The sequence below is a fragment of the Calditerrivibrio sp. genome, assembly GCF_049968475.1.
Classification (GTDB): Bacteria; Chrysiogenota; Deferribacteres; order Deferribacterales; family Calditerrivibrionaceae; genus Calditerrivibrio; species Calditerrivibrio nitroreducens_A.
The window spans coordinates 68,253-94,691 of sequence record NZ_JBMFQS010000007.1 but is presented as its reverse complement, the minus strand read 5'-3'; the positions used below and the strand labels follow the sequence as shown (position 1 = coordinate 94,691).

At 36.1% G+C, this 26,439-nt stretch carries 23 protein-coding genes; 15 read left to right on the top strand and 8 right to left on the bottom strand.

The features are described from left to right. Positions 1 to 42: 42 nt before the first annotated feature. The 5 genes from mtgA to ACP5Q2_RS07425 form a co-directional block, all read right to left on the bottom strand. A complete protein-coding gene (gene mtgA, locus ACP5Q2_RS07445) occupies positions 43 to 744 on the bottom strand; it encodes a monofunctional biosynthetic peptidoglycan transglycosylase (protein ID WP_428098774.1) in 702 nt (233 codons plus the stop codon). Positions 745 to 812: 68 nt separating this feature from the next. Further along, the gene (mscL, locus tag ACP5Q2_RS07440; protein ID WP_428098772.1) at positions 813 to 1,202 is read right to left on the bottom strand and encodes an MscL family protein; all 390 of its coding nucleotides are present in this window, start codon (positions 1,200 to 1,202) and stop codon (positions 813 to 815) included. 54 nt (positions 1,203 to 1,256) lie between these two features. Continuing rightward, positions 1,257 to 2,456 carry an OmpA family protein gene (locus tag ACP5Q2_RS07435; RefSeq protein WP_428098769.1) on the bottom strand — a complete coding sequence of 400 codons (1,200 nt, stop codon included), beginning with the start codon at positions 2,454 to 2,456 and terminating at the stop codon, positions 1,257 to 1,259. Between the two features lie 85 nt (positions 2,457 to 2,541). Next, on the bottom strand, positions 2,542 to 4,662 hold the full coding sequence (gene ldhH / locus ACP5Q2_RS07430; RefSeq protein WP_424606100.1) for an L-lactate dehydrogenase (quinone) large subunit LdhH: 2,121 nt from the start codon (positions 4,660 to 4,662) through the stop codon (positions 2,542 to 2,544). A 2-nt stretch (positions 4,663 to 4,664) separates the two neighbouring features. Continuing rightward, positions 4,665 to 5,147 (bottom strand): LUD domain-containing protein, encoded by a 483-nt coding sequence (locus ACP5Q2_RS07425; RefSeq protein WP_428098766.1) that lies wholly within the window; start codon positions 5,145 to 5,147, stop codon positions 4,665 to 4,667. Between the two features lie 141 nt (positions 5,148 to 5,288). Here ACP5Q2_RS07425 and ACP5Q2_RS07420 point away from each other — a divergent pair, with 141 nt between their 5' ends. The 8 genes from ACP5Q2_RS07420 to ACP5Q2_RS07385 all read left to right on the top strand — a co-directional run bounded on the left by ACP5Q2_RS07420 (position 5,289) and on the right by ACP5Q2_RS07385 (position 13,466). Further along, positions 5,289 to 5,996: a FadR/GntR family transcriptional regulator gene (locus ACP5Q2_RS07420; protein WP_424606102.1), complete on the top strand. Its 708-nt coding sequence runs from the start codon at positions 5,289 to 5,291 to the stop codon at positions 5,994 to 5,996. Positions 5,997 to 6,066: 70 nt separating this feature from the next. Further along, entirely contained in the window at positions 6,067 to 6,855 is a 789-nt protein-coding gene (locus tag ACP5Q2_RS07415; RefSeq protein WP_424606103.1) for an IclR family transcriptional regulator, read from the top strand. 167 nt (positions 6,856 to 7,022) lie between these two features. Next, the gene (gene rpsT, locus ACP5Q2_RS07410) at positions 7,023 to 7,292 is read left to right on the top strand and encodes a 30S ribosomal protein S20 (protein ID WP_424606104.1); all 270 of its coding nucleotides are present in this window, start codon (positions 7,023 to 7,025) and stop codon (positions 7,290 to 7,292) included. A 170-nt stretch (positions 7,293 to 7,462) separates the two neighbouring features. Then, positions 7,463 to 8,923, top strand: a complete 1,461-nt coding sequence (locus tag ACP5Q2_RS07405; RefSeq protein WP_424606105.1) for a glycogen synthase — start codon at positions 7,463 to 7,465, stop codon at positions 8,921 to 8,923. Between the two features lie 8 nt (positions 8,924 to 8,931). Continuing rightward, the gene (locus ACP5Q2_RS07400) at positions 8,932 to 10,302 is read left to right on the top strand and encodes a diguanylate cyclase domain-containing protein (protein ID WP_428098761.1); all 1,371 of its coding nucleotides are present in this window, start codon (positions 8,932 to 8,934) and stop codon (positions 10,300 to 10,302) included. A 304-nt stretch (positions 10,303 to 10,606) separates the two neighbouring features. Then, on the top strand, positions 10,607 to 11,590 hold the full coding sequence (locus ACP5Q2_RS07395; RefSeq protein ID WP_428098759.1) for a TRAP transporter substrate-binding protein: 984 nt from the start codon (positions 10,607 to 10,609) through the stop codon (positions 11,588 to 11,590). Positions 11,591 to 11,659: 69 nt separating this feature from the next. Further along, positions 11,660 to 12,181, top strand: a complete 522-nt coding sequence (locus tag ACP5Q2_RS07390) for a TRAP transporter small permease (protein WP_428098757.1) — start codon at positions 11,660 to 11,662, stop codon at positions 12,179 to 12,181. 1 nt (position 12,182) lies between these two features. Next, positions 12,183 to 13,466 (top strand): TRAP transporter large permease, encoded by a 1,284-nt coding sequence (locus ACP5Q2_RS07385; RefSeq protein WP_424606109.1) that lies wholly within the window; start codon positions 12,183 to 12,185, stop codon positions 13,464 to 13,466. 26 nt (positions 13,467 to 13,492) lie between these two features. Here the strand turns inward: ACP5Q2_RS07385 and ACP5Q2_RS07380 are convergent, their stop codons facing one another. The 3 genes from ACP5Q2_RS07380 to ACP5Q2_RS07370 all read right to left on the bottom strand — a co-directional run bounded on the left by ACP5Q2_RS07380 (position 13,493) and on the right by ACP5Q2_RS07370 (position 17,304). Beyond that, entirely contained in the window at positions 13,493 to 14,695 is a 1,203-nt protein-coding gene (locus ACP5Q2_RS07380; protein WP_428098753.1) for a hypothetical protein, read from the bottom strand. Between the two features lie 295 nt (positions 14,696 to 14,990). Continuing rightward, positions 14,991 to 15,968 carry a TRAP transporter substrate-binding protein gene (locus ACP5Q2_RS07375; protein ID WP_424606111.1) on the bottom strand — a complete coding sequence of 326 codons (978 nt, stop codon included), beginning with the start codon at positions 15,966 to 15,968 and terminating at the stop codon, positions 14,991 to 14,993. Further along, the gene (locus ACP5Q2_RS07370; RefSeq protein ID WP_424606112.1) at positions 15,961 to 17,304 is read right to left on the bottom strand and encodes a sigma-54-dependent transcriptional regulator; all 1,344 of its coding nucleotides are present in this window, start codon (positions 17,302 to 17,304) and stop codon (positions 15,961 to 15,963) included. Before ACP5Q2_RS07370 ends, ACP5Q2_RS07375 begins: the two co-directional genes overlap by 8 nt. A gap of 138 nt (positions 17,305 to 17,442) precedes the next feature. Here ACP5Q2_RS07370 and ACP5Q2_RS07365 point away from each other — a divergent pair, with 138 nt between their 5' ends. The 7 genes from ACP5Q2_RS07365 to ACP5Q2_RS07335 all read left to right on the top strand — a co-directional run bounded on the left by ACP5Q2_RS07365 (position 17,443) and on the right by ACP5Q2_RS07335 (position 26,318). Then, complete coding sequence (locus ACP5Q2_RS07365; protein WP_428098748.1) at positions 17,443 to 17,706, top strand: ArsR/SmtB family transcription factor; 264 nt, start codon at positions 17,443 to 17,445, stop codon at positions 17,704 to 17,706. Then, positions 17,707 to 19,014: a TolC family protein gene (locus ACP5Q2_RS07360; RefSeq protein ID WP_424606114.1), complete on the top strand. Its 1,308-nt coding sequence runs from the start codon at positions 17,707 to 17,709 to the stop codon at positions 19,012 to 19,014. Between the two features lie 37 nt (positions 19,015 to 19,051). Beyond that, entirely contained in the window at positions 19,052 to 20,224 is a 1,173-nt protein-coding gene (locus tag ACP5Q2_RS07355) for an efflux RND transporter periplasmic adaptor subunit (RefSeq protein ID WP_428098745.1), read from the top strand. Next, positions 20,225 to 23,461, top strand: coding sequence for an efflux RND transporter permease subunit (locus ACP5Q2_RS07350; protein ID WP_428098742.1), 3,237 nt, complete (start codon positions 20,225 to 20,227; stop codon positions 23,459 to 23,461). Between the two features lie 17 nt (positions 23,462 to 23,478). Beyond that, the gene (locus tag ACP5Q2_RS07345; protein WP_013451814.1) at positions 23,479 to 23,670 is read left to right on the top strand and encodes a YgaP family membrane protein; all 192 of its coding nucleotides are present in this window, start codon (positions 23,479 to 23,481) and stop codon (positions 23,668 to 23,670) included. A 284-nt stretch (positions 23,671 to 23,954) separates the two neighbouring features. After that, positions 23,955 to 24,866, top strand: a complete 912-nt coding sequence (locus tag ACP5Q2_RS07340; RefSeq protein WP_428098738.1) for a selenium metabolism-associated LysR family transcriptional regulator — start codon at positions 23,955 to 23,957, stop codon at positions 24,864 to 24,866. A 357-nt stretch (positions 24,867 to 25,223) separates the two neighbouring features. Further along, the gene (locus ACP5Q2_RS07335; RefSeq protein ID WP_428098736.1) at positions 25,224 to 26,318 is read left to right on the top strand and encodes a hypothetical protein; all 1,095 of its coding nucleotides are present in this window, start codon (positions 25,224 to 25,226) and stop codon (positions 26,316 to 26,318) included. The last annotated feature ends 121 nt before the right edge of the window (positions 26,319 to 26,439 follow it).

Below are 26,439 nucleotides of genomic sequence, written 5' to 3'. Positions count from 1 at the left end.
AAATTTCAATGGCAAATTTATTATAAAATCGTACGAATTATATCATTTTTTGTAGCTTTCAATTTTTGCAATTCTACTCGCTATTATCCTGGTGCGATTAGTGACAAATTTTTGATCGCTGTTAGGATGATATTTTATAGGATTAGGGAGTATTGCTGCAAGTTTTGCAGCTTCATTTACAGTAAGTGCTGATGCTGGTTTGCCAAAATAATATTTTGCAGCTTCTTGTACACCAAAGATTCCATCCCCCATTTCGATAATATTTAGATATATTTCAAGGATCCTTTTTTTAGATACCACCTGCTCCATCCTGTAGGTTAATATTGCCTCTTTAATTTTTCTCAATGGATTTTTTGTGGGGGAAAGGTATACATTTTTGATAACCTGTTGTGAGATCGTGCTTGCACCATACTTAAATCGGCCGGATCGAAAGTTTTCCACAAAGGCATCCTGTATCGCTTCAAAGTCAAAACCATCATGTTTCCAGAATTTGGCATCTTCAGATACAATTACTGCAAGTCTCATATTCCTTGAAATTTGTGATAATGGAACCCAGGTATGTCTGATCTTTTTGTTTATACCATCCCTCTTCCATTGATCCATTCGGTACTTCATAAAAGAGGTAGGGATGGGATTGTTTTTATTTAGCTTATTAACGTCATAAAAAAAAGCTGGTATTATGTATAAAACGGAACCCATAAAAAGTAGTATTGCTGATACAATGACTATTTTCTTTAAATTCATAGAAGCGTGAATATACATCTTATCATTATAAAGTCAATGGGTTCCGATAAATTAATTTGAAATTTTATTTAAACTTTTTGTTTTTTCAGCTCTTCAAGAATTTCTCTTAATAGTTTAACATCTTCTGGAATAGTTGGCTGCTGTTCTGTTTGTTGTTTGGCAGCTTCTTTCTTAGCAGCTATTTCGTTTAGTTTTTTCATAGGTTTTATAATTCCAAAAAAGACCACTGATGAAACTATAAGAAAATTTAAAACAGCATTGATAAATTTTCCAATACCTACAGGACCTATTTTAATACCAGAAAAATCGTGGCTACCGCCTATTAATCCTACCAGAGGGGTTATTACATCTGACACCATTGAATTTACTATCTGATTGAAGGCTGCACCAATGATAACTGCCACTGCCAGATCTACCACATTTCCTCTTAAAATAAATTTTTTAAATTCTTCAAACATATTTTCTCCCTTCTTAAAATTAGGAAGCTGGACTAAACCAGCTTCCCTTAAAGTTTATTTTATTATTACAGCTTCTACTCTTCTATTTTTTTGTCTGCCTTCTTCAGTATCATTATTATCTATGGGTTTGTCTGGACCATAACCTTTAGCAGTTACTCTGTCTTTTGATATACCAAATTTTTCAATCAATATATTTGCCACTGACTCTGCACGAGCCTGCGATAGATGTATATTCTTTTGTCTGTCACCTCTGTTGTCTGTATGTCCGGCTATCTCTATTTTTATGCTTGGATATTGTTTCATGAAGGTGGCAACTTTTTCGATCTCTGCAAGATACTGATCTTTAACCTCTGATCTATTTGTGTCAAAAAAGACCATGAGACTTATTGATATTTCGCAACCATCTTTATCAACTTTTGATCCTGCCGGAGAGTTAGGACATTTATCCAGTCCATCGTAAACGCCGTCTTTGTCAGAATCAAGTGGACATCCGTTTGCATCTACCTTAACACCTTCCGGAGTGTTTGGGCATTTGTCAAGATAGTCATAAACGCCATCTTTGTCAGAATCAAGAGGACATCCGTTTGCATCTACCTTAACACCTTCCGGAGTGTTTGGGCATTTGTCAAGATAGTCATAAACGCCATCTTTGTCAGAATCAAGTGGACATCCACTTGCATCTACCTTAATACCTTTTGGAGTATTAGGGCATTTATCTAAATTGTCGTTTACACCATCTCCATCTGAATCAAGGATCGGTTTACTCTTTTTACCAACGTAAAAGTTCAGTCCAGCAGATATTATAACATCATTTCCATCACCAAAAAGGTAATTGTCTCTAACTTCTGCAAATAAACCAATATTCTCTTTTATGTTATATTTTGTACCAAGTGCAAAAGATGGACCTATATTCAATCCGTAAGTGATGTCACCAGAAAGACCACCAGATAGATATGGTTCGAAACCACTATAGTTCCCAATATAGTATTTTAAATGTGTTTGATAATTGAAAAGATCGACATCTTTGCCATTCTTTTCTCTTTCCGTAGGTACATAGCCAAGACCTACTTCAAATCCTAAATTTTCTTTTAAAAATCTTTCCACTTTTAGGCCAAGCTCAGGTCTGTCTTTTTTGTCTCTGTCATCACCAAAATAGTGGTACCCAAGATATGGGCTGATGGAATACTTGTAATCGTTTGCAAATAAGGGTGAAACAGTTAAAAGAAACATTGCCAAAAAAATAGCTCTTTTCATAGGCACCTCACTAATATTTGTTTTGAATATCTATTTGATGAATATAAGTCAATAAAATAAATTTAGCAAGGTGTTATATTTTATTTTAGATATAACTATCCAGAAATGTGGATATATGCATTACTTTTATATCCAAATTTTTTTTAAGTAAACCGCCTTCTATCTGCATCACACAACCAGGGCAATCGGTGAGGACAATATCTGCACCTGTTTGGATGATGTTTTCTATTTTTTTGTCTAAAATACCTTTAGAAATACCTGCAAATTCGATGGAATAGCTTCCTCCAAATCCGCAACATACATCACTATCTTTAAGTGGAATAAAGTTTTCACCTAAAATAGCTTTGAGATAGCTTTCGGCTGAGCTTCCCAGACCTCTTCCCTGATGGCAGGGGGTATGGTATGTTACCTTTACATTATTATTTATCTTCAAATCAATTCCCAGCTTCTCTAAATATTCTCTGAAAGAGATTATTTTTTCTGATAATTTGTTTGATAGATTTAATTTTGTATAGTCTTCTTTCATATGTTTTGGAAAATCTTCCTTTATGGCCATACCACAGCTTGGACATAATACGATAATAGCATCATAATTTGACGGATCTGGCATGTAGTCAAGATTTTTTGATATCGTAGCTTTACCTGCATTACCGTCCCCCGCATGAATGGCTGGTAAACCGCAGCAGACCTGTTTTGTGGGTATATCCACCTTAACACCAAATCTATTTAATACTTTTACAAGTGCCTTCCCCATATATGGATAGAAGTATTCCACTGCACACCCGGGGTAAAAAAATATTTTTTTATTCATGCTGTTTTTATTTGTATCTATCTTAGGATAGATCTTGGAAAATGTTTCTCTGGAGATGGAAGGTAGTACTCTGAAATCTTTATCTTTTGGTAGAGGGGATTTCGAAAGATGGATTTTATCTTTTGAAATAATAGGTATCTGGAGGAAGGAACCAATCTTCATCGTTGTTTTAAAGATTGAAGGGTTTGCAATGACTTTTCTATATATAAATTTTTTCGCAGCGGGCAATCCAAATTTTTCGGTAGCTTCAATGTTTAATTCTGAAATAATTGATTGAAGGTCTATGCCGGCAGGACAGAATTTTGAGCAAGCCTTGCATCCTATGCATAATTTTAGCAGTTCATGGGCAGTTTTTTCGTCGTGATACATCCTCGTGAGGATTGAACCTATGGCACCGATGTAAATATGTCCAAATGTGTGTCCCCCCACCATTTCGTATGCCGGGCAGATATTGGCACAGCTTCCACATCTGATACATTTTAAAGCTTCTTTTAATATTGGGTGGTCAAAAAAATCCAATCTTCCATTGTCCAAAAAGACAAAATGGGTTTCCTTTATTCCATGGGGATTTTTGTGGGAACTATTCTGCCCTTTAATCCACGTAACATAGGTACTTATTATTTGACCGGTTGCAGCTTTGGGTAGAAGTTTTATTACTTTTAGAGCTTCATCAAAATCGGCCACAAGCTTTTCATATCCCAGAAGTACAATATGAACTGGTGGTACCGTAGATGTCAGCCTCCCATTACCTTCATTTGTAACAATGCCTATAGCTCCAGCGTTAGCTACTGCAACATTAGCACCTGTAATCCCCACCGTTGCTTTAAAATAGTAATCTCTGAGGTACTTCCGGGCAATTTTGACCATTTTATCTATGTCGTCATCTGCAATATCTTCACCGGTATATCGTCTGAATATCTCTGCAACCTGCTGTCTTGATTTGTGTATAGCAGGCATCACCATGTGGGAGGGATGCTCCCCCGCAATCTGAAGTATCCATTCTCCTAAATCTGTTTCTATCGGCTTTAGGCCTTCTTTTTCAAGATATTCGTTTAACTTTATCTCTTCTGAGGTCATCGATTTTGATTTGGCTATGTACTCAGTATTATGTTTTTTGCAGATTTCGGTGATGTATCTGCAGGCGTCAACTGCGTTTGTTGCCTGGTATACTTTTGCTCCGGAAGAGGTAGCATTTTGCTTGAATAGTTCAAATAATTCATTTATCTGTGCTCTATTTCTGGATTTTTTTGAGCTTAAATCTGCCACCAATTGATCAAAATCAAGCCCATTAAAGGCATTCTTTCTTGATATCTTGTAGGCGGATGCAAAATTTTTTAGATTTTTATAAAGGATCTTATTGTTTAAGCTGTTGCGTATTTTTTGATCTAAATTCATAGCTATTCCCCTCTTTCTGTCAAAATTACTTTCATTCTTACGGGCCCATGTACTCCTATAGTAAGAACCCTTTCAATGTCAGCTGTACGACTAGCGCCGGTGATGAAAGCGATATAGTTGGATTCTTTTCTCATATTAGCTTCAAGAATCGGTGCAATATCTTCAAGATTATTAAAAATTTTATCAGTATACAAGATTACGGTTAATTCTTCGCAGAGGCATGTGGCAAGCCTGAGTTTTTCATCTTCACTCATTACCACGACAGTTCCGGTTTCAGATATACCCGCTTCTGCTTCGACAATGGCTGATTCTATGCCGTTTTCATCTATAACACAATCCCTGAATAGGTTTAAGGAAGGGATGTTAATGTAATTAAATCGAGTTTCTTTTAAGTAAGAGTTTATCTGGCTTTCTTTTAAAAATATATGTTCATTAGAAACCATTGAAGAATATTTTAGAAACCTTTCTAAGGGTGTTTTGTTCATATAAGCCTCGGGTCAAGGTTTTTGGTAATACCAAAATACTTTATTTAACGAATAAAGTCAAGAAAATAGTTGAAAAAAATATAATTATGCTATACATTTTGTATCCATAAATAAAATAATTGATATTACCAAAGGTGATATATGTTTCAGAAGATAAAACCGAAAAAAATCAGTGATGAAGTTTATGAGCAGATAAAGAGTATCATACTTTCTGGAAAACTTAAGCCCGGTGAAAGGTTGCCACCCGAAAGGGATCTGGCGGTTGAAATGGGGGTGAGCAGGACATCCCTCAGGGAGGCTATTCAGAAACTGGAGGCACAAGGTTTTTTGTATCAGGTTCAGGGGGGTGGGACTTTTGTCAAAACCATAACGAATGGTATTCTGGACAGTGCAATTGAGGAGTTTGTCAAAAGAGATGAGGCGATATTCGATTTAATGGAAATTAGAAAAATACTCGAAACTTGGGGTGCACACACCGCAGCCATCAGGGCTACGGCGGAAGAGATTGATACGATGAGTAGATATCTTGATGAAATGAGGGAAGCCAAGGAAAAAGGTCAGATTGGACATATATCAGATGCAAATTTTCATTTTGCTATCTCTTATGGAACGCACAATGTGATGCTCATACATCTTATGAAGAATCTTTTTTATTGGATAGAAAAGGTTAGTTATGAAGTTAGATCAAGGATGTATACGAATCCCGAAAGTCACGAAGCATTGTTTAGACAGCATACCGATATTTTTAATGCTATTTCCGCCAGAGATCCGGAGCGGGCATATGATGCTATGTTGGTGCATATGCACTATATCGTTGGTGAGTTGAAGAGAATTTATAAGAAAAAATAGTTTTTGGTTGACACTATTAAAAATTATTTGTAATATAAAATATGGTTATAAAATTCATTGGAGTTTTGATATGAAAAGAGATAAATCAGAGTATTCAGTACAGGCTGTTGATAACGCTCTTGATATACTTGAATATCTTGGTGATGTTGATGGAGAATTGAGTATTACAGAAATAAGTGCCCGTTTGAATCTTACCAAAAGTAATGTAAATAAATTGTTAACTACCCTCGAATATTTTGGTTACGTTGATATAAACAAATATACTGGAAACTACAAGTTGGGGGTTAAGACATTTCAGATATCTCAAGCCTACTTTAATAAACTAAATCTGATAGAATCATCGATGAAAGTTATGACGGATTTAAGGGATAAAATCGGTGAATCTGTGTATATAAGTGTATTAAGAGGTACAAATGTAGTATATCTTGGGGTTGTTGAGACGTTAAAATCTGTTAGAGTAAGACAGAGGATAGGAAATGTGGGGCCAGCATATGCTACCGCTACTGGGAAAGCTCAGTTAGCTTTTCTGGAAGATTTTTCAGTGGATAAATCTTTTGGGAATAATTTTACCAAATTTACCCCAAATACTATTGACAATGCTGAGATGTTGAAAAAAGAACTTGAAGATATTCGCCAGAAAGGTTATGCTATTGATCTGGAAGAGTATGAAGAGGGTGTTGTATGTATTGGAGCACCTATATTCAACTTTATGAAAAAGGTAATAGCTGGTTTAAGTATTACTGCCCCTTTAATGAGGCTAAACGAAGAAAAGCTTGTGAAAGAGGTTGCTCCTATTCTGAAAAATGCAGCCAAGCAGCTTTCGTTTAAATTTGGCTATAAAGAGAAAACTTCCAAATAGGATTATTAGATAAATGTCCAGCTTTTAAATGGAAAAAATATACTTTTATAAATTTTTTCATCCTTTTAACAATAAGTATGAAGAGATTTGGTAAAAAGATGTTGACATATTTGTTTTTTTGAATTATCTAATATATCCTTTTATGAAATAAAGAAGAGGTGATATAGATGGCTCATACAGCTTCAGCAAAGAAAAGGATTAGGCAAACAGAAAAAAGAAATCTTAGAAATAGGTCATATAAGTCGAGAATGAAGACTTATATCAAGAAGTTTCTTGAAGTCGTAAAAAGTGGGGATCTGGAAAAAGCAGAGTCTGTATTCAAAGAAGCTCAGTCTGTCATTGCTAAAACGGCAAGCAAGGGTGTGATACATAAAAATAATGCTGCCAGAAGAGTTTCCAGATTGTCCGAAAAGCTTTTAACGCTTAAAACAAAGTAGGAGTTCAAACTAAAAAAAATTATCATTACAAAGAATAAAGGTGGCTAACTGCCACCTTTTTTTATTTCCAATAAATTATCTCGAATTTTTTCATAAATTGGTTTATAATAAATCTATAGAATAAACAAAGCGATTTTGTAATTGATAATTTCATATAAGGTGGTGTTTTTATGGATAGATTCAATGTGCTTTTTATCGCCAGTGAATGTGCCCCGTTTGCTAAGACTGGAGGTCTGGGGGATGTGGCGGGGGTGTTGCCCAAATATATTAAAAAATATGGTCATGATATAAAGGTTGTTATCCCAAGGTATTGGATCATAGATAAGGATAAGTATAATCTTGAAAAGCTTATCCCCCCTCTTGGTGTTCCTATGGGGATTGCTGGTGAGTGGTGGTGTGGTGTATATAAGGGTTATTTACCTGATTCGGACGTTGAAATCTATTTTATCGATCATGAAGGGTTTTATGGTAGAAAGGATCTCTATAATTATGAAGACGGTACTGGTTATATTGATAATGACAATCGGTTTATGTTTCTGTCAAAGGCAGCCCTTCAATTGTCCAAAATGTTAGGATTTAAGCCGGATATTATTCATATAAATGACTGGCATACTGCTATGGTTCCTCATATGCTTAAAACATACTATAAAAAAGATTCACATTTCAGCAATGTTTCCACAGTACTAACAATACACAATATGCAATATCAGGGGGTTTTCTATTCTGGTGTCATGGATGTTTTGGGAAGCTGGGAATACTATTTTGACTACGAATTTAAGGGTCAGGTAAATTTTCTCAAAGGTGGGATGTATCTTTCAGATATGGTGACCACAGTCAGCGAAGGGTATGCCAGAGAGATACAGACACCGGAGTTTGGATATGGTCTGGAGGGGGTTGCAAGGGACATTAGCTACAAACTGGAGGGGATTTTAAACGGTGTTGATTACGATGAGTGGAATCCTGAGGTGGATAAATTTATCCCTGCAAACTATTCAGAGCATGACCTGTCAGGCAAAATGATCTGCAAAGAGAGCTTGCAGAGAAGATTTGGCCTTCCGGTAAGGGATGTTCCGTTGTTTGGGGTTGTTAGTCGTCTTGTACACCAAAAAGGGATAGATATACTGGCGGAAGCGATATACAGAATTTTATCTCTGGATATTCAGTTTGTGCTTGTGGGTAATGGGGACCCCTGGGCTCACTTTTTCTTTGGCAAAATAGCCCATGAAAATCCTGAAAAATTTGGATGCTATATCGGATATGATAATGCACTTGCACATCTTGTGGAGGCTGGGGCTGATTTTTTTGTTATGCCTTCAAGGTTTGAACCATGTGGATTAAATCAAATGTATAGTCTGAGATACGGGACGCCACCGGTGGTTCACGCAGTTGGAGGCTTAAACGACACTGTGGAGAATTTCAACGAAGCAACAGGTGATGGGACAGGTTTTAAATTCTTTGGTTTAAATGCCCATAACCTATTTAATACCATTGGATGGGCTACATATACCTATTATAATCTAAAGGATAAACTTCTAAGATTAAGACAGAATGGTATGCAAAAAAGATTTACATGGGATGATGCTGCTACAAAATATCTAAAAGTATACAAGAGGGCAAAAAATAAATTTTAGGACGTTGTATGGTTATTGATGAGAATGTATTAAACTCTATTTTTGAAAGCTGTCTTGATGCGATGTGCGCAGTTGATAAGGATTTAAAATTGATATTTTTTAATACTGCATTCAAAAATTCTCTGAAAGAATTTTATGATTACGATGTGAAAAGAGGTTCTTTTTTAGATTTGCAGTTACTTGGTATAGACAAAGATAAATGGTTTAAATATTTAAAAAAGGCTTTTTCCGGCATCTCCATTAAAAGGGTTTTTTATATTAAGACCAGATATCATTCGAATCTAGCTATTATGGTGAAGTTTTTTCCCCTCAAAAACTTAACCAATGAGTTCACTGGTGCTGTGGTACTGTTTAGAAATATTTCTAAGGAGAGGAAAAAGCAGAAGATTTTAAAGAATAACCTGATGGAGCAGTATTTGATAAATGAGGTATTTAAAACTTTATTTAACCCTAAGGATTTTACTTCAGCTGTCAATAGGGTTTTATCGATCATTGGTAACCATACAAGACTCAGTGTAATTTATGTATATGAAGATTATTTTGACAAAGATTACTGCCATCTGTCGTATATCTGGACAAGATACCCTGAGATGATAGATAAATATGAAAAAGAGTTTAGCTATAAAAGATATGAGGGGTTAAAGGAAGGGTTGTTGGAGAATAATGTCATAATATACAATAAGTACGCCTTTTATAATAACACAGTTTCTAAATTTTTTGAAACCCACGAAGCTAAATCAAGTATTGTTTTTCCTATGATGATCAAAGGTGAGTATATAGGATTTATTGGTTTTGACGAAAATGATTCTGATCGCTTTTTGACGGTCACGGAGATAGATATTTTAAGAGTTTTTGCAAGTATCCTAACCAATGCATTAATCCAGAAGTACACTGAGGAGAAATTGAAGTATGCAAGTACCCATGATCCTCTGACAGGTCTTTACAATAGAGCTTATTTTGATGCGGAATTGGAGAGGTATATCAACGGTAGAGTTTTTCCAGTTAGCATCATAATGGCGGATCTAAATGGCTTAAAACAGATAAATGATACCATGGGACACAAAGAGGGTGATCTCTTAATACAGAAGGCCGCAAAGGTATTGCTTAAGGTATTTAGAAAAGAAGACTGTGTTGCCAGGATAGGTGGTGATGAGTTTGCAATTGTTCTCCCGAGAATCGATGAAGCAAAAATGCAGCTTGCAATTGAGAGGATAAGGCAGGTGGAGATGGAGGTGAATCAGGAAGGGTTACCTCACGTTTCTTTTGCATTGGGTGGGGCAACAGCAATGTCGAAGGATCAATTGCAGAGAGTACTGTCAAGAGCGGATGAACTTATGTATGAAGATAAAAAAAGAATAAAAGCTTCATTAAAACGCTGATTTTTAATCTTAAAAAAGAATTTTTATAAAAAATAAAAAGTTTTTATTTTTAAATGTTTTGTAGGCTATCTTTTTTTAACTATTTTTTAAGTTTTTGTGATTGTGCTGTCTTGCAAAAATGCAACTTGTAATTTATTGATGTAATGTAATTTAATTTAGGTATTGCGTTTGGTGTTGTGTTTTTGCAATTCGATCTTATCTTTTGTTTTGATAAATTGTTTTAAAATGGGATATGTTTTTAATATCATATCTGGCATATTTATTGCATATTAAAGAGAATAAAAAGTAAGGAGGTAGTTTAGCTATGAAACATTTTAAAATCATTTTTGCTCTTATGGCAGTGTTGCTCTTTGCCACAAATATTTTTGCTAGCCAGGTTGTTATTAAGTTTTCCCACGTTGTTGCTGCTGACACTCCAAAAGGTCTTGCCGCAAACTACTTTAAAGATTATGTGGAGAAGACATCTAAAGGTCAAATCAAAGTGGAAGTTTTCCCAAACTCTACTCTGTATGGAGATAGGGAAGAGATTGAAGCACTGAAAATGAATGCAGTGCAAATTATCGCTCCAAGTTTCTCAAAATTTACAGGTTTTGTCCCTCAATTTCAGCTTTTTGATCTTCCATTTCTTTTCGATGATGAAAAACAGCTTCATAAATTCTTGGATGGTCCTGTGGGGCAAAAGATGATGCATCTTGTAGAACCAAAAGGGATGGTTGGTCTTGCATACTGGGACAACGGGTTTAAAGATCTTTCAAACAACAAAAGGGAGATAAAGAAGCCGGAAGATGCTGCAGGTCTTAAGTTTAGGATTATGTCCTCTAAAGTTCTTGAGGCACAATTTAAAGCACTTGGAGCTAACCCTCAGGTACTTCCTTTCAGTGAAGTATACTCTGCTCTTCAGCAGGGTGTGGTGGATGGTGCTGAAAACCCAGTTTCAAATTTTTATACTCAAAAAATGCATGAAGTACAAAAATACTATACAGTTTCAGGTCACGGATATCTTGGATATCTTGTTGTTACAAATAAGATATTCTGGAATTCTCTTTCACCAGAGCATAAGAAGATTATCTCTGATGGTATTAAATTAGCCACTCAAAAAGAAAGAGAATGGGCTGCAAAACTTGATGATGAATATTTTGCAAAAGTAAAAGCCTATGGAAAAGTTAAAATATATACGCTTACACCAGAAGAGAAAAAGATATGGAAGAATAAGCTTATGACAATTTATCCACAATTCTACGATGTAATAGGTAAAGAATATATTGATGCAGCATTAAATACAAAATAGTTTTTAAACAGCTGCCCCACGAATTATAACATGTGGGGCGGTTGTTTTGTTTTTAAAAGGGGTATAATTATGCTGAAAATGTTGGAGATTTTTGATAACTGGCTGGATAAAATAAATATTTTTATTATGTCGGTAATGATGGCGGTGGCTACTGTAGTGGCTTTTATAAATGTAGTATTAAGATATGGCTTTGATATGTCTCTTACCTGGGCAGGTGAGCTGACCTCCTACCTATTTATATGGTCTGTACTGTTTGGGACGGCATATGGTTTTAAAACAGGTCTACATTTAGGTGTTACATTTCTGATTCAACGTTTAAAACCAAATATTGCTAAAAGACTTCTTACTTTCAGTCTTTTTATAGTATTTGTTTTTCTCATAGTACTTATTAAGTGGGGCTATGATTTTGTAAAATTTAACTATGAACTCGAACAGGTTTCTGTTGATTTACATATAAAGTTCTGGATTATTTATCTTTGTGTTCCTATAACGATGGCTATTTCCGCATATCAGATTCTCATGAAGATAGTAAAGATAATCAGAATGCCTGCCGAAGAGTTTTCATACAACTTGGTTATGAAGGAGCATTGATATGGCTACTATAACATTATTCGGTTTACTTTTCCTTTTGCTCTTTATGGGAGTGCCTATTGCCATCTCTTTGGGTATATCCAGTACATTAGTAATCCTATTTTTTACCCAGATGCCCACTCTTGTTATACCCCAGAAGATGTTTACATCCATAGATAAGTTTGCTTTGATGGCTATACCTCTTTTCATCCTTGCCGGGAATTTTCTCTCGCAGGGGGGTGCAGCAAGAAGGATAATTAGATTCGCCAGGGCAATGGTGGGGCACTTACCCGGCGGTCTTCCAATGTCTGCTATATTTGCATGTATGATCTTTGCGGCGGTAAGTGGATCATCTCCGGCTACTGTCGCTGCTATCGGTTCTATAATGATGGGGGCGATAAAGGAGGCGGGTTATAGTGATAAATTTTCCATAGGTTCCATAACCTGTGCTGGGTCTTTAGGGATTTTGATTCCACCATCCATTGTTATGATTGTATATGGTGTTACCGTTGACCAGTCTGTGGGAAAGCTTTTTATGGCTGGTGTTATCCCTGGTATTTTACTGGGTGGCGGTTTGATGCTTGTGACATATATAGCCGCAAGAAGGGCTGGCTTTAAAAGGGAAAAAATGGCTCCTTTAAAAGAGATTTTTAGCAGCTTTATGGATGCTTTCTGGGGTCTTCTTGTTATTGTAATCGTAATTGGTGGTATCTACGGTGGGGTTTTTACCCCGACAGAAGCTGCTGCGGCCTCTGCAGTGTACGCATTTTTTATATCAATGTTTGTTTACAAGGATATAAAATGGAAAGATGTACCACAAATCATAGCTACTTCCGCTTCCACGTCTGCTATGGTGATGTTTATTATTGCCAATGCAATGCTTTTCGCTTTTGTCCTCACATATTTACAGATACCACAGAATCTTGCCCAATGGATAATAGATATGCACTTTAATAAATACGTTTACTTGGTATTTGTGAATATACTCTTATTGATAGCTGGTAACTTTATGGAGCCTTCAAGTATTATTATGATACTTGCACCACTATTGTTTCCGGTTGCCATGAGTTTAGGGGTAGATCCGATACATCTTGGGGTAATCATGACAGTGAATATGGAAGTTGGAATGCTCACACCCCCAGTAGGTCTAAATCTGTTTGTGGCTTCAAGTATAACAGGTCAGAGCATAGAATCGGTCATAAAAGCAACTTTGCCATGGATGTTTGCTTTGCTAATAGGACTGATTATAATAACCTACCTCCCTTCTATTTCTTTATTTTTACCAAACCTCATCTTTGGAGGTTAATCTAAAGGTGGGGTATCCCACCTTTTTTATAAAAAATAGATCATAAAAGAGATAATACATATTAAAAAGTAAACCGGTGTAATTATATCCGATAATTCGCTGAAGGTTATATTGAATTTATCCACAATCTTTTTACCTGCAAGTTCAGATATATTATTAAAAAGCCCCGTTGAAACAAAAAAAGGAAATGATAATGCAAATAAGTATTTATTGATATTAAATGTCGTAAGAAGTGGATTATATAATGGAAATAGTATTAATATAACCCCCAGTGGATCAAGTATATCAGTTATGAAAAAAGCAAGAATATAAAGTATTATAAGTATATAATAACCTTCAGAAAATGAAAGGGTTAGATAGTTTATTACCTGATTACTTGCAAATGTATAGATATGAAAGAATGTTATTACAAATATAAAATAAACCACCCCTATAATTATCCCAATACGAGAGATGGAATGAACTATTGAGATGTTAAAATTCTTAATGAAGTTTTTACGGTCTGAAAGTACACTAATGAAAATGGAGTAGAAAAAGATTATTATTGAAATGATATCTATTGGCAGAGAGACTAAAAACATCAGGTAATAGAAGATTACCACATACCCCGAAATGGCAAATAAGGAGAAGTAGTCTCTTATGGCCGATTTTGGATGGAAATGTTTTGATACAAATATAAAATAATTGATTATCAGAAAAGGGATTGTAAGTAGTAACGAATAAAGGGTTACTGTCTTTAATGAAATTTTAAGTAATGAGGCAAGTAAAATAGATGAAACAGATACCGGGGCTATATAGTTTACAGATGAGATTATGTATACCAATCTTATGTAGCCCCCTTTTGAATCAAACTCTTTTAATGAAAGTATCCTTGAAAATGATTTGACAATTATCATACTGGTGGAAGAAGTAGTTATTACAGGTAATGTAAATATAAGGTAGCTTAAAATATTGTTTCCGAATATATTGAAGACGGTGGATTTGTATCGTTTGTGTAATTTTGAATTGATAAGAATCTCAGAGCTTAGAATAAAAAAGGGGATTGCCGCCACCTCCGGCATGAATATCGTCTCAGATAGTTTATGGGAAAGGAGAAAAATAAAAGATGTGAAATCTAAATGGCTCAAAACGGCATAGGTTATTGAAATCAATAGTAGGATGAGGTTAATGCTAATCCCCATTAAAGAAAGTGTAATCATTCCAACTATAAATAAAAGATAGTAAATCATTTTTTGGAGTACCTTTTTATTATTACTAATATGAGTATAAAGATTGCAAAGAATAAGTTTTGATGGCTAAGAGTAATCAAAAGGATCGAAATTAACAATATCGTCTCAATTTTGGTTAGGTCATATTTTAAAATGCTGTAATTTATTTTATAACTTTTACCGATCAAGTATGGGAATATTATTATAAAAGTTATTGTCAGAAGGAATAATAGATTTATATTTGGGATATTAAAAATATTGAAATATCCAGCAATTCTGTTTAATCCGAATAACAGTATAGAGATCGATATTATCGTTAGTATAGCCCCATTTCCTGTAACTCCTTTGCCATTTCTGAACTTAGATAATTTAAAAAAAGATTTTTATGCCTTTTATAAAATGTAATCCAATAGACTTTTTCTTCCTCTGATAGCTTATGTACAACGAGGTTGGAGTTATGGGATAATCTAAAAAAGTCAGTAAAATTTTTTCTCTGTGCTAGTTCCCTCTCGTAAGCGGTAGTTTTTTTCAAAGCTTCCTTAATCAGTTTCTTTTCTTCTCCTGATAGAGATTCCCAGAATTTTTTCGAAATAACAACAGCATACCCAAGATATCCATGGGATGAAACAGTTAAGTATTTCTGGCTGTTATAAAGTTTTTGAGAATATATATTGTTGAAGGTGTTTTCCTGGCAGTCTATCAACCCCTCTTCAAGGATATGTTTTAAGCTACCAAAAGGATAGGTGTAAGGCATGGCACCCACTATTTTAAACTGGGCATTTAAGATATCACTACCCATAGTGCGTACCTTCAGCCCTTTTAAATCTTCTGGTTTTTTTATGAGTCTTTTGCTGCAGGTGATATGTTTAAAATCGTTGTCCCAAAAGTCTAGTATTTTAAGTCCAAAATTTTCGGTTTCTCTATTTAAAATAGAGATGGCTTTTGAATTATAGAAATTATGTATATCCTTGATATTATTAAACAGGAAAGGTATATCAAAAACCTGAAAATCTCTTATTTTATCGCTAAATTTGGAAAAGCTGGGGGCAGCCATCTGTACGATATTTTTCTTCAATGCTTCTATCACAGGGATATCGTCGAAAAGTGTGCCTTCTGGATATATCAATACCTTTAGCCTGCCGGAAGAGATCTTTTCTAACTCTGTTTTAAATTTTTCAACGGCGATCCCTTTGGGACTATCAACGCTTACGACATGACTGAATCTTATTATTGTTTCAGAATAAGAGAATTTATAAGCCAGTATAAATAATATTAAAGATATTACTTTATACATTTTTGATCTTTGCAAGTTTTCGATGGATTGTGGCAGGATCAAGTCCGGCCAATTTACTTGCCATCTGTATATTATTTCCGGTTATCATCAATAATCTATTTAAATAATCCCTTTCAAAATGTAATTTTGCAGTTTTATAATCGATTATATCACTTTTTAGCTCTGGATTACCAACAATATGATCTTTTATTATGTCAGCTTTTAGCAGATCTCCATCTGATAATGCCACGGCTTTTTCTATAAGATTTTCAAGTTCCCTTACATTCCCGGGCCAATCATAGGAGTACAGTAATTTCATGAATTCTGGCGATATCTTCATCTCGATTTTATTAAATTCTTTGCAAAATTTTTTTACAAAAAATTCCGCAAGATATGGGATATCTTCGAGACGGTCTCTTAAAGGGGGTATTTTTATGGTAATTACGTTTATCCTGTAGTATAAATCATTACGAAACTGTTTAAGCTCCACCTCTTTTGCAAGATCTCTGTTTGTGGCTGAAATTATCCTAACATCAACATCAATCGGTTCAGATGAACCTAATCTCTTGATATTTCTTTCCTGAATGACTCTTAAAAGTTTAGTTTGGAGACTTATGGAAGCTTCGCCTATTTCATCCAAAAAAATCGTACCATGGTTGGCTTCCTCGAAATAACCTTTTTTGTAGGTATCAGCCCCTGTGAATGCACCTTTTTCGTAACCAAAAAATAGACTTTCTTCGAGAGTTTCAGGGATTGCTGCACAATTTATTGCTAAAAACCTGTTTTTGGATCTGTTACTAAGGTTGTGGATCGCTCTGGCTATAAGCTCCTTGCCTGTCCCGGATTCACCAATCAGAAGTACGTTGCTGTTGATAGTGGCAATTTTTTTTACGATCCCCAAAAGATCTTCCATCTTTTTGCTGCGGGCAATTATATTTGGTATTCCATATAGTTCGTTTATGTTTTTTTGTAAGACTTTTAGATCCGTTTTCAACTTGGAATTTTCAATGGCTTTTTTTATTTTAATGTTTAATTCTTCGATATTATCAAAGGGCTTGGTGATGAAGTCAAAAGCACCTTTTTTGATAGCTTCAACGGCTATGTCGATGCTACCGTAGGCTGTCATTATTATAAATGTTATATCCGGGTATTCTTTGTTGATTACGTCGAGCATTTCAAATCCGGATAGCTCCGGCATTAGATTGTCGCAGATTATAAGATCTGGATATATCTTATCTATTTTTTTTAGTGCTTCAGTGGGGGAACGGAATTTGAATAATTCGTATTCATCTGAAAGCAAACCACTGAAAAATTCGAGAGTATAGATTTCGTCATCTATGACAAAGATTTTATCCATATTTTTCACCTTTAAATTAAATGATATAGATTTTGATTTTTTATGTCAATGGATAAGTTTTGCTGAGTTTTTGATGGTATGAAGCTAACACTTGACAAATATTCATATATATGTATATTTGAAAACTGGGGGTAAAGTATGGATATCAATTATATTGCAGAGCAGTTAAAGGTTTTGGGGCATCCGGTGAGGCTAACTATAGCTATCGGTCTTTTGAATAATGAATGTTCGGTAACTAAGATGAGTGAGGTTTTAAATATGTCTCAGGCGTCAGTAAGCCGACATCTGGCTCTTTTGAGAAATTTTGATATTGTTGAAGGGAAAAGAAATGGTACTCAGATCTGTTATTACCTCAAAGATCCAAAGATAGCGAAAATGGTAAAATCTCTTTTGGAGGATTAGATGTTGAATAAAAAGGCGTTGTTGTCTATTTTTATATTTTCTTCTTTGAGCTTGAATGCTGCCCAACTAACATTTGAGGAAGCAAAGAAGATTTTGCTGGAAAAAAATGGTTTGATAAAGGCTTATAGTGAAGAGGTAACCTCATCACAGTTTAGAGTGGAGCAGGCCAAAAGTGGTTTTATGCCCAAACTTAATATCAGTGAAACATTCATAAGTACCGACGAGCCTGGTTCTGCCGCATTTATAAAGATTTCTCAGGGGAACTTCACTCCGGCGTATATGGCAACGATGTCAGATCCTGATAGGACGAAGAATTTTGAGACGAAGATAGAGCTGGTGCAGCCTTTACTACTTCAGGGAAAGGTATATTTTGGATTTAAGCAGGCAGAAGAGATGAAAAAGGCTTCAGATAAGATGCTGGATGTTGTACGACAGGAGCTGATTTACAACCTTGTGAGGGCTTACTATGGAAAGGCATTGGCGGATAAAAGTGTGGAAGTAACCGAAAAATCGATGGAAAGAACCAAAAAATACAGGGATCTTACCGCAGAATTTTACCGGAATGGTTTACTTGTAAAGAGCGATCTTCTGGTGGCGGAGTCAAGGGTAAATCTGAATGAAAGCTACATTGCAGAGGCAAAAAAGCAGGTGGAGGTTGCCCAGGCGCATCTTCAGAGGTTGCTGGATAACGATGGTGTATTTTCTGTCGTCTGGAACGATCCAGGGCTTAAAGTGGATAAATCTCTTGATGAGTATATAAAAATTGCGATTGAAAATAGAAAGGATTTAAAAGCTATGGAGGATTTTGCCAGAGTGCAGGATCTTGAATATAAGAAAAATATGTGGAGTTATTCACCTGAAATAGTCGCATTTGCTAATTATAAAATGAATGATACATCTTTTTTAGGGGATTCCGGTAAGGGGTTTACGGTGGGAGCAATGATAAATTTTAATATCTTCAACGGTTTTATGAACAAAAATAAAATAAGTGAAGAAAAAAGTAAAAAAATGGCCATTGATTATAAATTAATTGATAAAAGAAACGAGATCAAATCTGAAGTAAAAGATGCCTACTATTCAGTATTAGCTGCTGAAAGTAAGATTGAAGCGATGAAAAAGTCTCTCGAGGCTTCTTATGCAGCTCTCAACATTACTGAAAACAGATTTAAAGAAGGGCTTGCAAGGATTACCGACCTTCTGGATAGGGAGGTGGATGTGAAAAATGCCGAGCTGGCACTTTATATGGCGGAGTATGACCTGATAGAGAGTAAAACAAAGCTTTACAAAGCAGCTGGGATTTTGAAGTAGTAATGATATGATAAAAAAATGAATCAGGAGGATATAGATGTTTAGGTACATTACTTTTTTGATGTTGTTGTTTGTGATATCCTGTGGCAGTAGCAATAAAGATGATATTTCTAAAAAAGAACAGGTGAGTTCACACAAGGTGTCTTTGGCGGAAGTTTCAAAGGTACAGGTGCCTGTACTCAGGGAATTTTCAGGGACTGTTTCTTCAGAAGATATGGTAGCTTTAAGCCCAAAGGTGATGGGATATATCACGAGGATAAACTACACAGAGGGGGCATCCTTTAAAAAGGGTGCAGTGCTTGTGGAAGTAAGTAGCCCTGAAATCTATGAAAAATTGAAATTCGCAGATGCCGCAGTTGCTGAGGCTGACAACGCCATTTCTCAAGGGGAATTGGGATTAAAGGTCGCCCAGAATCAATTAAGACAGGCACAGGCTCAATACGAATTGGCTGAAAAGACTTACAAGAGATATAAAAGTCTTCTGGCTTCCGAGAGTATAAGTAAGCAGGAATTTGATCAGGTGGAGTCACAATACAAAGTGGCACTTGAGGGGAAAAATGCCGCAGAAAGAGCTGTTAAATTGGCAGAAGAGAGGATAAATCAGGCTAAGACAAAAAAGAACCAGGCAATAGCAGGAAAAAATGAGGCTTCGACTTATGTGGGGTATACACGGATCGTAGCTCCTTTTGATGGAGTGTTGTTGGAAAAACTGATCGACGTGGGAAACATGGTGGCTCCAGGGCAGCCTATTCTCAAAATAGGAAGCAACAAGAATGTTATATATACGTATCTTTCCGAATCTATGTTTCATAAGGTAAAAGTGGGTGACCAGCTTGAAGTCAAGGTGGATTCTTTAGGTAAGGAGTTTAAATCAAAGGTGCTGGAGATAGCTCCAAACATAGATCCGGCAACGAGGAATTTTAAAGTAAAGCTTTCGGCTGATAAATCACTCCCTGTGGGGGCTTATGTGAATGTATATGTAAACGATGGTATAAAGGATGCGATATACGTTCCAAAGACTGCTGTTGTCAAAAGGGGTCAGGTGGAGGCTGTATTTATAAATATTAATGGTAAAGCTGATATGAGGATAGTAAAAACCGGTATAGAAAAAGATGGAAAAGTGGAGATCATAAGTGGGCTTTCCGGTGGTGAAAAGATTGTGGTAAATAACCTGGATAATATCAAAGCAGGAGATATACTGGAGGGTTAAATGGAAGTTTTTGATAAAAACAATAAAGCCTGCAATATAGATCCTGAAAAAGAGGTAGAGATCGTTAAATATGGCATAGCGGAAAAACTTGCCAAATCATTCTTGCGATCCAAAATCACACCTCTTCTGGTTATTGCAACGTTGTTTATAGGTATTATGTCGGTTATTTTTACACCCAAAGAGGAAGAACCCCAGATTGTCGTGCCGATGGTTGATATTTTCGTACCATACCCTGGAGCAAAGGCAAAAGATGTGGAAAAAAAGGTTGTGGAGCCTCTGTCAAAGCTGATGTGGGAAATTCCAGGAGTGGAGTACGTATATTCCACAGCCATGAATGACGTTGGGATGGTTACAGTTCGATTTAAAGTGGGGGAAGATGAAGAGAAGAGTATCACAAAGCTGAAAACCAAAATAGATTACAATATGGATAGGATGCCTCAAGGTGTAATGCCTCCAATTATAAAAAAGATGTCGATCGATGATGTGCCTCAGGTGGCTATTACATTTTACTCTAAAGAGCTGGATGGTACAAAATTGAGGGAGATAGCATCAGAGGTGGAACAGAGGGTGAAAGAGATCGATGATATCTCTGAAACAAAAGTGATTGGTGGATATAAACGTGTGATAAGAATCGAGCCGGATCTGACCAGGCTTAAATCCTATAATTTAGACCTATTAAGACTTTATGGCGCTTTATCGATGTCCAATATGGCGCTTAATGCGGGTGAGATTACAAATATTGATAAAAATCTCTACATAACTGCCGGTGGTTTTTTCTCTTCTCTGGATGAAGTGGGTAATGTGGTTGTTTCGGTTTTTGGCGGTAAACCTGTCTATCTAAAAGATGTGGCAACCGTGAAGGATGATGCGGAGATACCGGATCATTATCATATAATAGGTTTCAACGATAAAATAAGCTCAGACAAGATCCAGGCTGTGACCCTTTCCATATCAAAGAGGAAGGGTAGTGATTCCGTAGTTGTGGCGGATAAGATATTAGAAAAGATTCAATATCTCAAAGGTTATGTCATACCTTCAAGCGTGGAGGTGAAGATTACCAGAAATTACGGTGAAACAGCCTACGAAAAAGTAAAAACACTTATGGAGCACCTCATCGGTGCTATTGTGGCTGTAATTATCGTTATGACCATTACTATGGGCTGGAGGGCTGGACTTGTGGTTTTTGTGGCTCTTCCGGTGACGTTTGCCCTTACCCTTTTTGTATACTATATGTTTGACTACACCTTAAATAGAGTGACCCTTTTTGCTCTTATTTTTGTTACAGGTCTCGTGGTGGATGATGCCATTATCGTTGTGGAGAATATGGAGAGACACTTCCGTATTGCCAGAACCAATCTTTTAGAAAGGGCCATAAGAGCTGTAGGAGAAGTGGGTAATCCGACGATCCTTGCCACCATAACTGTCATTGTGGCTATATATCCTATGGCTTTTGTTAGAGGGCTGATGGGGCCATATATGAAGCCGATGCCTATAGGTGCATCTCTTGCAATGATATTCTCTCTGCTTGTGGCACTCGTCATCACCCCATGGCTTGCCTATAAGCTACTCGCAGGACATACCAAAGTGGAAGATGAAGTGGATGAAGAAGAATATGTAAAATCTACTAAATTATACAAAATATACAAAAATATTTTGACACCTCTTTTTGATAAACTTTCATACAGGCTGGTCTTGACATTTGTGATGTTGGGGCTATTTTTTGGGGCGTTTTTGTTTATCCCCACAAAAAAGGTTGTTATGAAAATGCTTCCTTTTGACAACAAAAATGAACTTCAGATCATCATAGATATGCCGGAGGGTACTTCTTTGGAAAAAACCACCATGGTGGCAAACGAGATTGGAAATTATCTATCAACCGTTAAAGAAGTGGAAAACTATCAGATATACTCCGGCATTGCAGCCCCATACAATTTCAACGGTCTTGTAAGGCACTACTTTTTGAGAAAGGGTAGTAATGTGGCGGATATTCAGGTGAATTTCGCTGACAAATCAAAGAGAAAATTGCAAAGCCATGACCTTGCAAAACTTTTAAGAGATCCCGTACAAAAGATAGGAAACAAATATGGAGCAAATATCAAGCTTGCTGAGATACCGCCCGGACCTCCTGTATTGTCCACCCTTGTGGCTGAAGTTTATGGACCTACAGAGCAGGATAGGATAGAAGTAGCTAAAATGATAAAAGAGATTTTTGCCAAAACAGATGGTGTGGTGGATATCGACTGGTTTGTGGAAGATGACATGGAGGAATATGATTTTAGTATAAACAGAGAAAAAGCTGCTTTGAGTGGCATATCCACAGAGATGTTGTCAAAAACTGTTTACATGGCCCTTGCGGGAATGAAGGTGGGGGTATTGCATAATAGTGATAATAGAGAGTCTGTGGATATAACCATAAAGCTTCCGGAGAACCAGAGAAATAAGCTTGATCTGATAAAAGATCTGAATATTGTGTCTATGACAGGTAGGGTTGTTCCTATGGGTGAGCTTGTAAATATCAAGAAAAAGATTAAAGACAAAGCTCTTTATGGGAAAAATAACCTGCCAGTGGTGTATGTGGTAGCGGATGTGGCAGGTAAAGAGGAGAGTCCAGTATACGCTATGCTAAAGATGAAAGATGAGATTTCAAGGCTTACCTACAAAGGAGAAAAAATTAAGCAGTACTGGACTGGAATGCCAGAGAGAACTGATAAAGTGTCGATGAAGTGGGATGGGGAGTGGCAGGTGACATATGAGGTGTTTAGAGATCTTGGGCTGGCATTTGCTGCAGTTATTATAATAATGTATTTTGTTCTTGTGGGTTGGTTTAAATCATTTATGACGCCGATAATCATGCTCATCCCGATACCTCTCAGTCTTTTGGGGATAATACCGGGGCATTTCATATTTGGAGAGTTTTTTACAGCCACAAGTATGATAGGATTCATTGCCCTTGCCGGTATTATGGTGAGAAATGCTGTGCTTCTGATAGACTTTATTGAGGCTAGTATAGAAAAAGGGAAAGATATAAGGGATGCTGTGATTGAAGCTGGTGCGATAAGGACGAGACCTGTGGTACTTACCACTGTTGCGGTTATTACCGGTGCATTGTTTATGCTCCCGGATCCAATATTTGCAGGTTTAGGTGTTTCCCTCATCACAGGTGCGGTGGTGTCCACAATATTGACTCTTGTCATAATCCCTATGACATACTATTTTTACTATAGGCTTAGATTATAAATGAATAGGAGGTAGCTATGACAGTTGAAAGATGGGTTAGAGTATTTGCAGGGTTATTTGTGGTGGTATCCACTTTACTTGGATTATTCCACAATAAATGGTGGTTTGCTTTTACAATATTTGTGGGATTAAATCTCTTCCAATACGGATTCACAAATTTTTGCCCTCTGGCTAAGATATTAAAGGCTATTGGGATAAAGGAGCAGTAATGAAAAAAAGGGGGGGATCATACCCCTTATTTTTTTATAAAGAGGTAAATTATATCTCAAAATTTAATATATAGTATATTGCTATTATTGATCAAACAATACAATATTTGTCTTTCCTCCATTTTTTGCACCCCTATGAAAATCAGTAACAACGATTAAATCTGATTATTGTAAACAGGTGTGAAAAAAAGTTTGTTAGTCTAAATCACATAACAATCGATTTACTATTGATTTTATCTATAAAACAATGTATAAAGCTTCAAAAATGGTTTACAGGAGATGTTATGGATTTTAAGCAGATAGAAGCATTCGTATATGTGGCAAAATATAAATCTTTTTCGAGGGCAGCCGAAAAGATGCTCCTCAGCCAGCCCACAGTTTCCACCCATATAAACACCCTTGAAGAGGATCTTGGTATTAAGCTTTTTGATAGACTCTCCAGGGAGGTAGTATTGACCGATGCGGGGCAGGTATTTTTTGACTATGCGGTGGATATGATCGATCTGAGGGAGCGATCTATTGAGGCGATAAAGGAGTTTTTAAACGAAGTAAGTGGCAACGTAAAGATAGGCTCCAGTACTATAATTGCAGAATTTATACTCCCATCCATTATTAAAGAGTTTATTAATAAATATCCCAAGACTTTTTTTACGATGGATATAGCAAGCTCCCAGATGATTATACAGAGAGTTGTGGATGGTGTGCTAGATCTGGCGATAGTTACCAGAAAGATCCCCAAAAAAGACCTCGAATACAAACCTATATTTCGAGACAGAATTGTCCTTGCGGTAAACAAAGACCACCCATTTTATTCAAGAAATAGTGTTTTTTTAGATGAGATTTTAAATGAAAAGTTTGTAATCAGAGAGGTGGGATCCGGCACAAGAGCTGCTGTGGAATATGCGTTGAAGACCAAAGGTTATGATTTTGAAAGCCTCAATGCCACTGCGGTTATGTCATCCACCCATGGACTTTTACATTCAGTCAAAAATGGACTTGGTATAGCATTTGTGAGCGAAATAGCTTTGATAAAAGATATCTGCTCCAATGAGGTAAGGGGTATCCCCATAATAGACCTTGTGGTGGAAAAGGATATATTCCTTGTGTACAACAAACGAAAAACAAGCAAAAAGTTGATAAAAAATTTCCTCGACCTGATACAGGGGTACAATTTCAATAGCTCAATGGGCAGATAAATCATTGCAGTGAGTTTTAGTCAGCACACCTGCTGCCGTATGTTTACTGTATACAAAAACATACACTGTTTTTTGCAATCAACACAACAATTCAAATATCGTTATATATGGGAAATGATATTGTTTAAGATTAATATATGATTTATCAGATAATTACGTTTAAAATTAAATTATGTTTAAAGAGATTCTTGTTTTGGCATAAAACTTGTTTTATTAAATGATAAGTAGTTAAATAAAAAAATGGTTGACAGAATAAAATTTTTTTAGTAAATAAATTAAAACTGGAGCAGGTTTTGGCTCCGATAAAATAGCTAAGGCTATTAAGAAAAACAAATAAAACTAAGGAGGAAGTAACTTATGAAAAAGTTAATCGCACTTTTAGCAATCGGTTTAATTGCAGCACCTGCATTCGCAGCTAGTTGGGATATGTATGGTCAAGTGAGATTGAGGGCTTTTTATGAAAACCGAGATAAGTATTACAGCGGTATTAATGAGTCTGACACAGATCTCTCTTTTGGTAATGCTGCAAACTCAAGGATCGGTGCAAAGGTAAAGGCGGATGATAAGCTTTCTGCTGTGGTGGAATTGGGTCTGGGATCTAATGAAAATGGTGCTAATACTGTTTATACTCGTCTAATCTATGCTGACTACGACTTTGGTGGATTTAAGCTTAGACTTGGACAAGACTATGGTCCTACAGCTACATTCTTCGATTACAACCAGGTATCTAATACTGATAATGATCTTGTGGGCTTTGGTACGATAAACGCAGGTAGATATTCTCAGATCAAGCTTATGGCTGCTGGGTTTGAGCTTGCCCTTTCAAGACCAGGTTTAGGTGCTTCCGATACTCTTAGCAATATTGATGTTTATCTGCCAAGAGTTGAGGCATCTTATAGTCTTGATATTAAGCCTGTAAAAGTAAAGGCTTTTGGTGGGTATCAAATGTACAAGAGATATTTTGATGCTGCTAATGCACAAGTTAATGAGAATTTATCGACAAAAGATGAAAATATTTCAGCTTATGTGTTAGGTGCACTTGTAAAAGCTGATATGGGTGCTTTTTTTGCCACAGCCTCAGGTTACTTTGGGTCTAATACCGGGCTTATGGGGTATCAGGGAACTGCATCTGGTTTAAATAATACCGCTGTACCAGGTTTTTATAACAACAATCTTGAAGATACAACAGATTTTGGTTTTGCTGTAAATGCAGGATTTAAAGTTTCTGACAGCTTGATATTAGAAGCCGGCTACGGTTATGCTCAGACTGATAGGGATGGCTATACTAAAGAAGATGCCGCTCAGTCCTACTATGTAAACGCTACAGTTAAGCTTGCTAAAAACTTCTTCATCGTACCTGAAATCTCTGTAGAAGATAGGATGAAAAACAAATTTGATCAAGATGAAGGCAAAAAAATATATTATGGTGCAAAGTTCCAAGCTAATTTCTAATTGTAAATATCATTCCATTTGAGTTTATAGAGGGAGGCGTAAGTCTCCCTTTTTTTGCGAGAAGGAATCTTTTTGAACTTAAATTTTATACCAATAAAAAATTTCTATTTTTTCATTCCGA

Coding starts and splice junctions, on each gene's coding strand:
- ACP5Q2_RS07395 (WP_428098759.1), top strand. CDS start 10,607: ATGAAACATTTTAAAATCATTTTTGCTCTTATGGCAGTGTTGCTCTTT.
- ACP5Q2_RS07415 (WP_424606103.1), top strand. CDS start 6,067: ATGAAAAGAGATAAATCAGAGTATTCAGTACAGGCTGTTGATAACGCT.
- ldhH (WP_424606100.1), bottom strand. CDS start 4,662: ATGAATTTAGATCAAAAAATACGCAACAGCTTAAACAATAAGATCCTT.
- ACP5Q2_RS07335 (WP_428098736.1), top strand. CDS start 25,224: ATGAAAAAGTTAATCGCACTTTTAGCAATCGGTTTAATTGCAGCACCT.
- ACP5Q2_RS07350 (WP_428098742.1), top strand. CDS start 20,225: ATGGAAGTTTTTGATAAAAACAATAAAGCCTGCAATATAGATCCTGAA.
- mtgA (WP_428098774.1), bottom strand. CDS start 744: ATGAATTTAAAGAAAATAGTCATTGTATCAGCAATACTACTTTTTATG.
- ACP5Q2_RS07385 (WP_424606109.1), top strand. CDS start 12,183: ATGGCTACTATAACATTATTCGGTTTACTTTTCCTTTTGCTCTTTATG.
- ACP5Q2_RS07340 (WP_428098738.1), top strand. CDS start 23,955: ATGGATTTTAAGCAGATAGAAGCATTCGTATATGTGGCAAAATATAAA.
- mscL (WP_428098772.1), bottom strand. CDS start 1,202: ATGTTTGAAGAATTTAAAAAATTTATTTTAAGAGGAAATGTGGTAGAT.
- ACP5Q2_RS07355 (WP_428098745.1), top strand. CDS start 19,052: ATGTTTAGGTACATTACTTTTTTGATGTTGTTGTTTGTGATATCCTGT.
- rpsT (WP_424606104.1), top strand. CDS start 7,023: ATGGCTCATACAGCTTCAGCAAAGAAAAGGATTAGGCAAACAGAAAAA.
- ACP5Q2_RS07425 (WP_428098766.1), bottom strand. CDS start 5,147: ATGAACAAAACACCCTTAGAAAGGTTTCTAAAATATTCTTCAATGGTT.
- ACP5Q2_RS07380 (WP_428098753.1), bottom strand. CDS start 14,695: ATGATTTACTATCTTTTATTTATAGTTGGAATGATTACACTTTCTTTA.
- ACP5Q2_RS07345 (WP_013451814.1), top strand. CDS start 23,479: ATGACAGTTGAAAGATGGGTTAGAGTATTTGCAGGGTTATTTGTGGTG.
- ACP5Q2_RS07360 (WP_424606114.1), top strand. CDS start 17,707: ATGTTGAATAAAAAGGCGTTGTTGTCTATTTTTATATTTTCTTCTTTG.
- ACP5Q2_RS07400 (WP_428098761.1), top strand. CDS start 8,932: ATGGTTATTGATGAGAATGTATTAAACTCTATTTTTGAAAGCTGTCTT.
- ACP5Q2_RS07375 (WP_424606111.1), bottom strand. CDS start 15,968: ATGTATAAAGTAATATCTTTAATATTATTTATACTGGCTTATAAATTC.
- ACP5Q2_RS07390 (WP_428098757.1), top strand. CDS start 11,660: ATGCTGAAAATGTTGGAGATTTTTGATAACTGGCTGGATAAAATAAAT.
- ACP5Q2_RS07370 (WP_424606112.1), bottom strand. CDS start 17,304: ATGGATAAAATCTTTGTCATAGATGACGAAATCTATACTCTCGAATTT.
- ACP5Q2_RS07420 (WP_424606102.1), top strand. CDS start 5,289: ATGTTTCAGAAGATAAAACCGAAAAAAATCAGTGATGAAGTTTATGAG.
- ACP5Q2_RS07405 (WP_424606105.1), top strand. CDS start 7,463: ATGGATAGATTCAATGTGCTTTTTATCGCCAGTGAATGTGCCCCGTTT.
- ACP5Q2_RS07435 (WP_428098769.1), bottom strand. CDS start 2,456: ATGAAAAGAGCTATTTTTTTGGCAATGTTTCTTTTAACTGTTTCACCC.
- ACP5Q2_RS07365 (WP_428098748.1), top strand. CDS start 17,443: ATGGATATCAATTATATTGCAGAGCAGTTAAAGGTTTTGGGGCATCCG.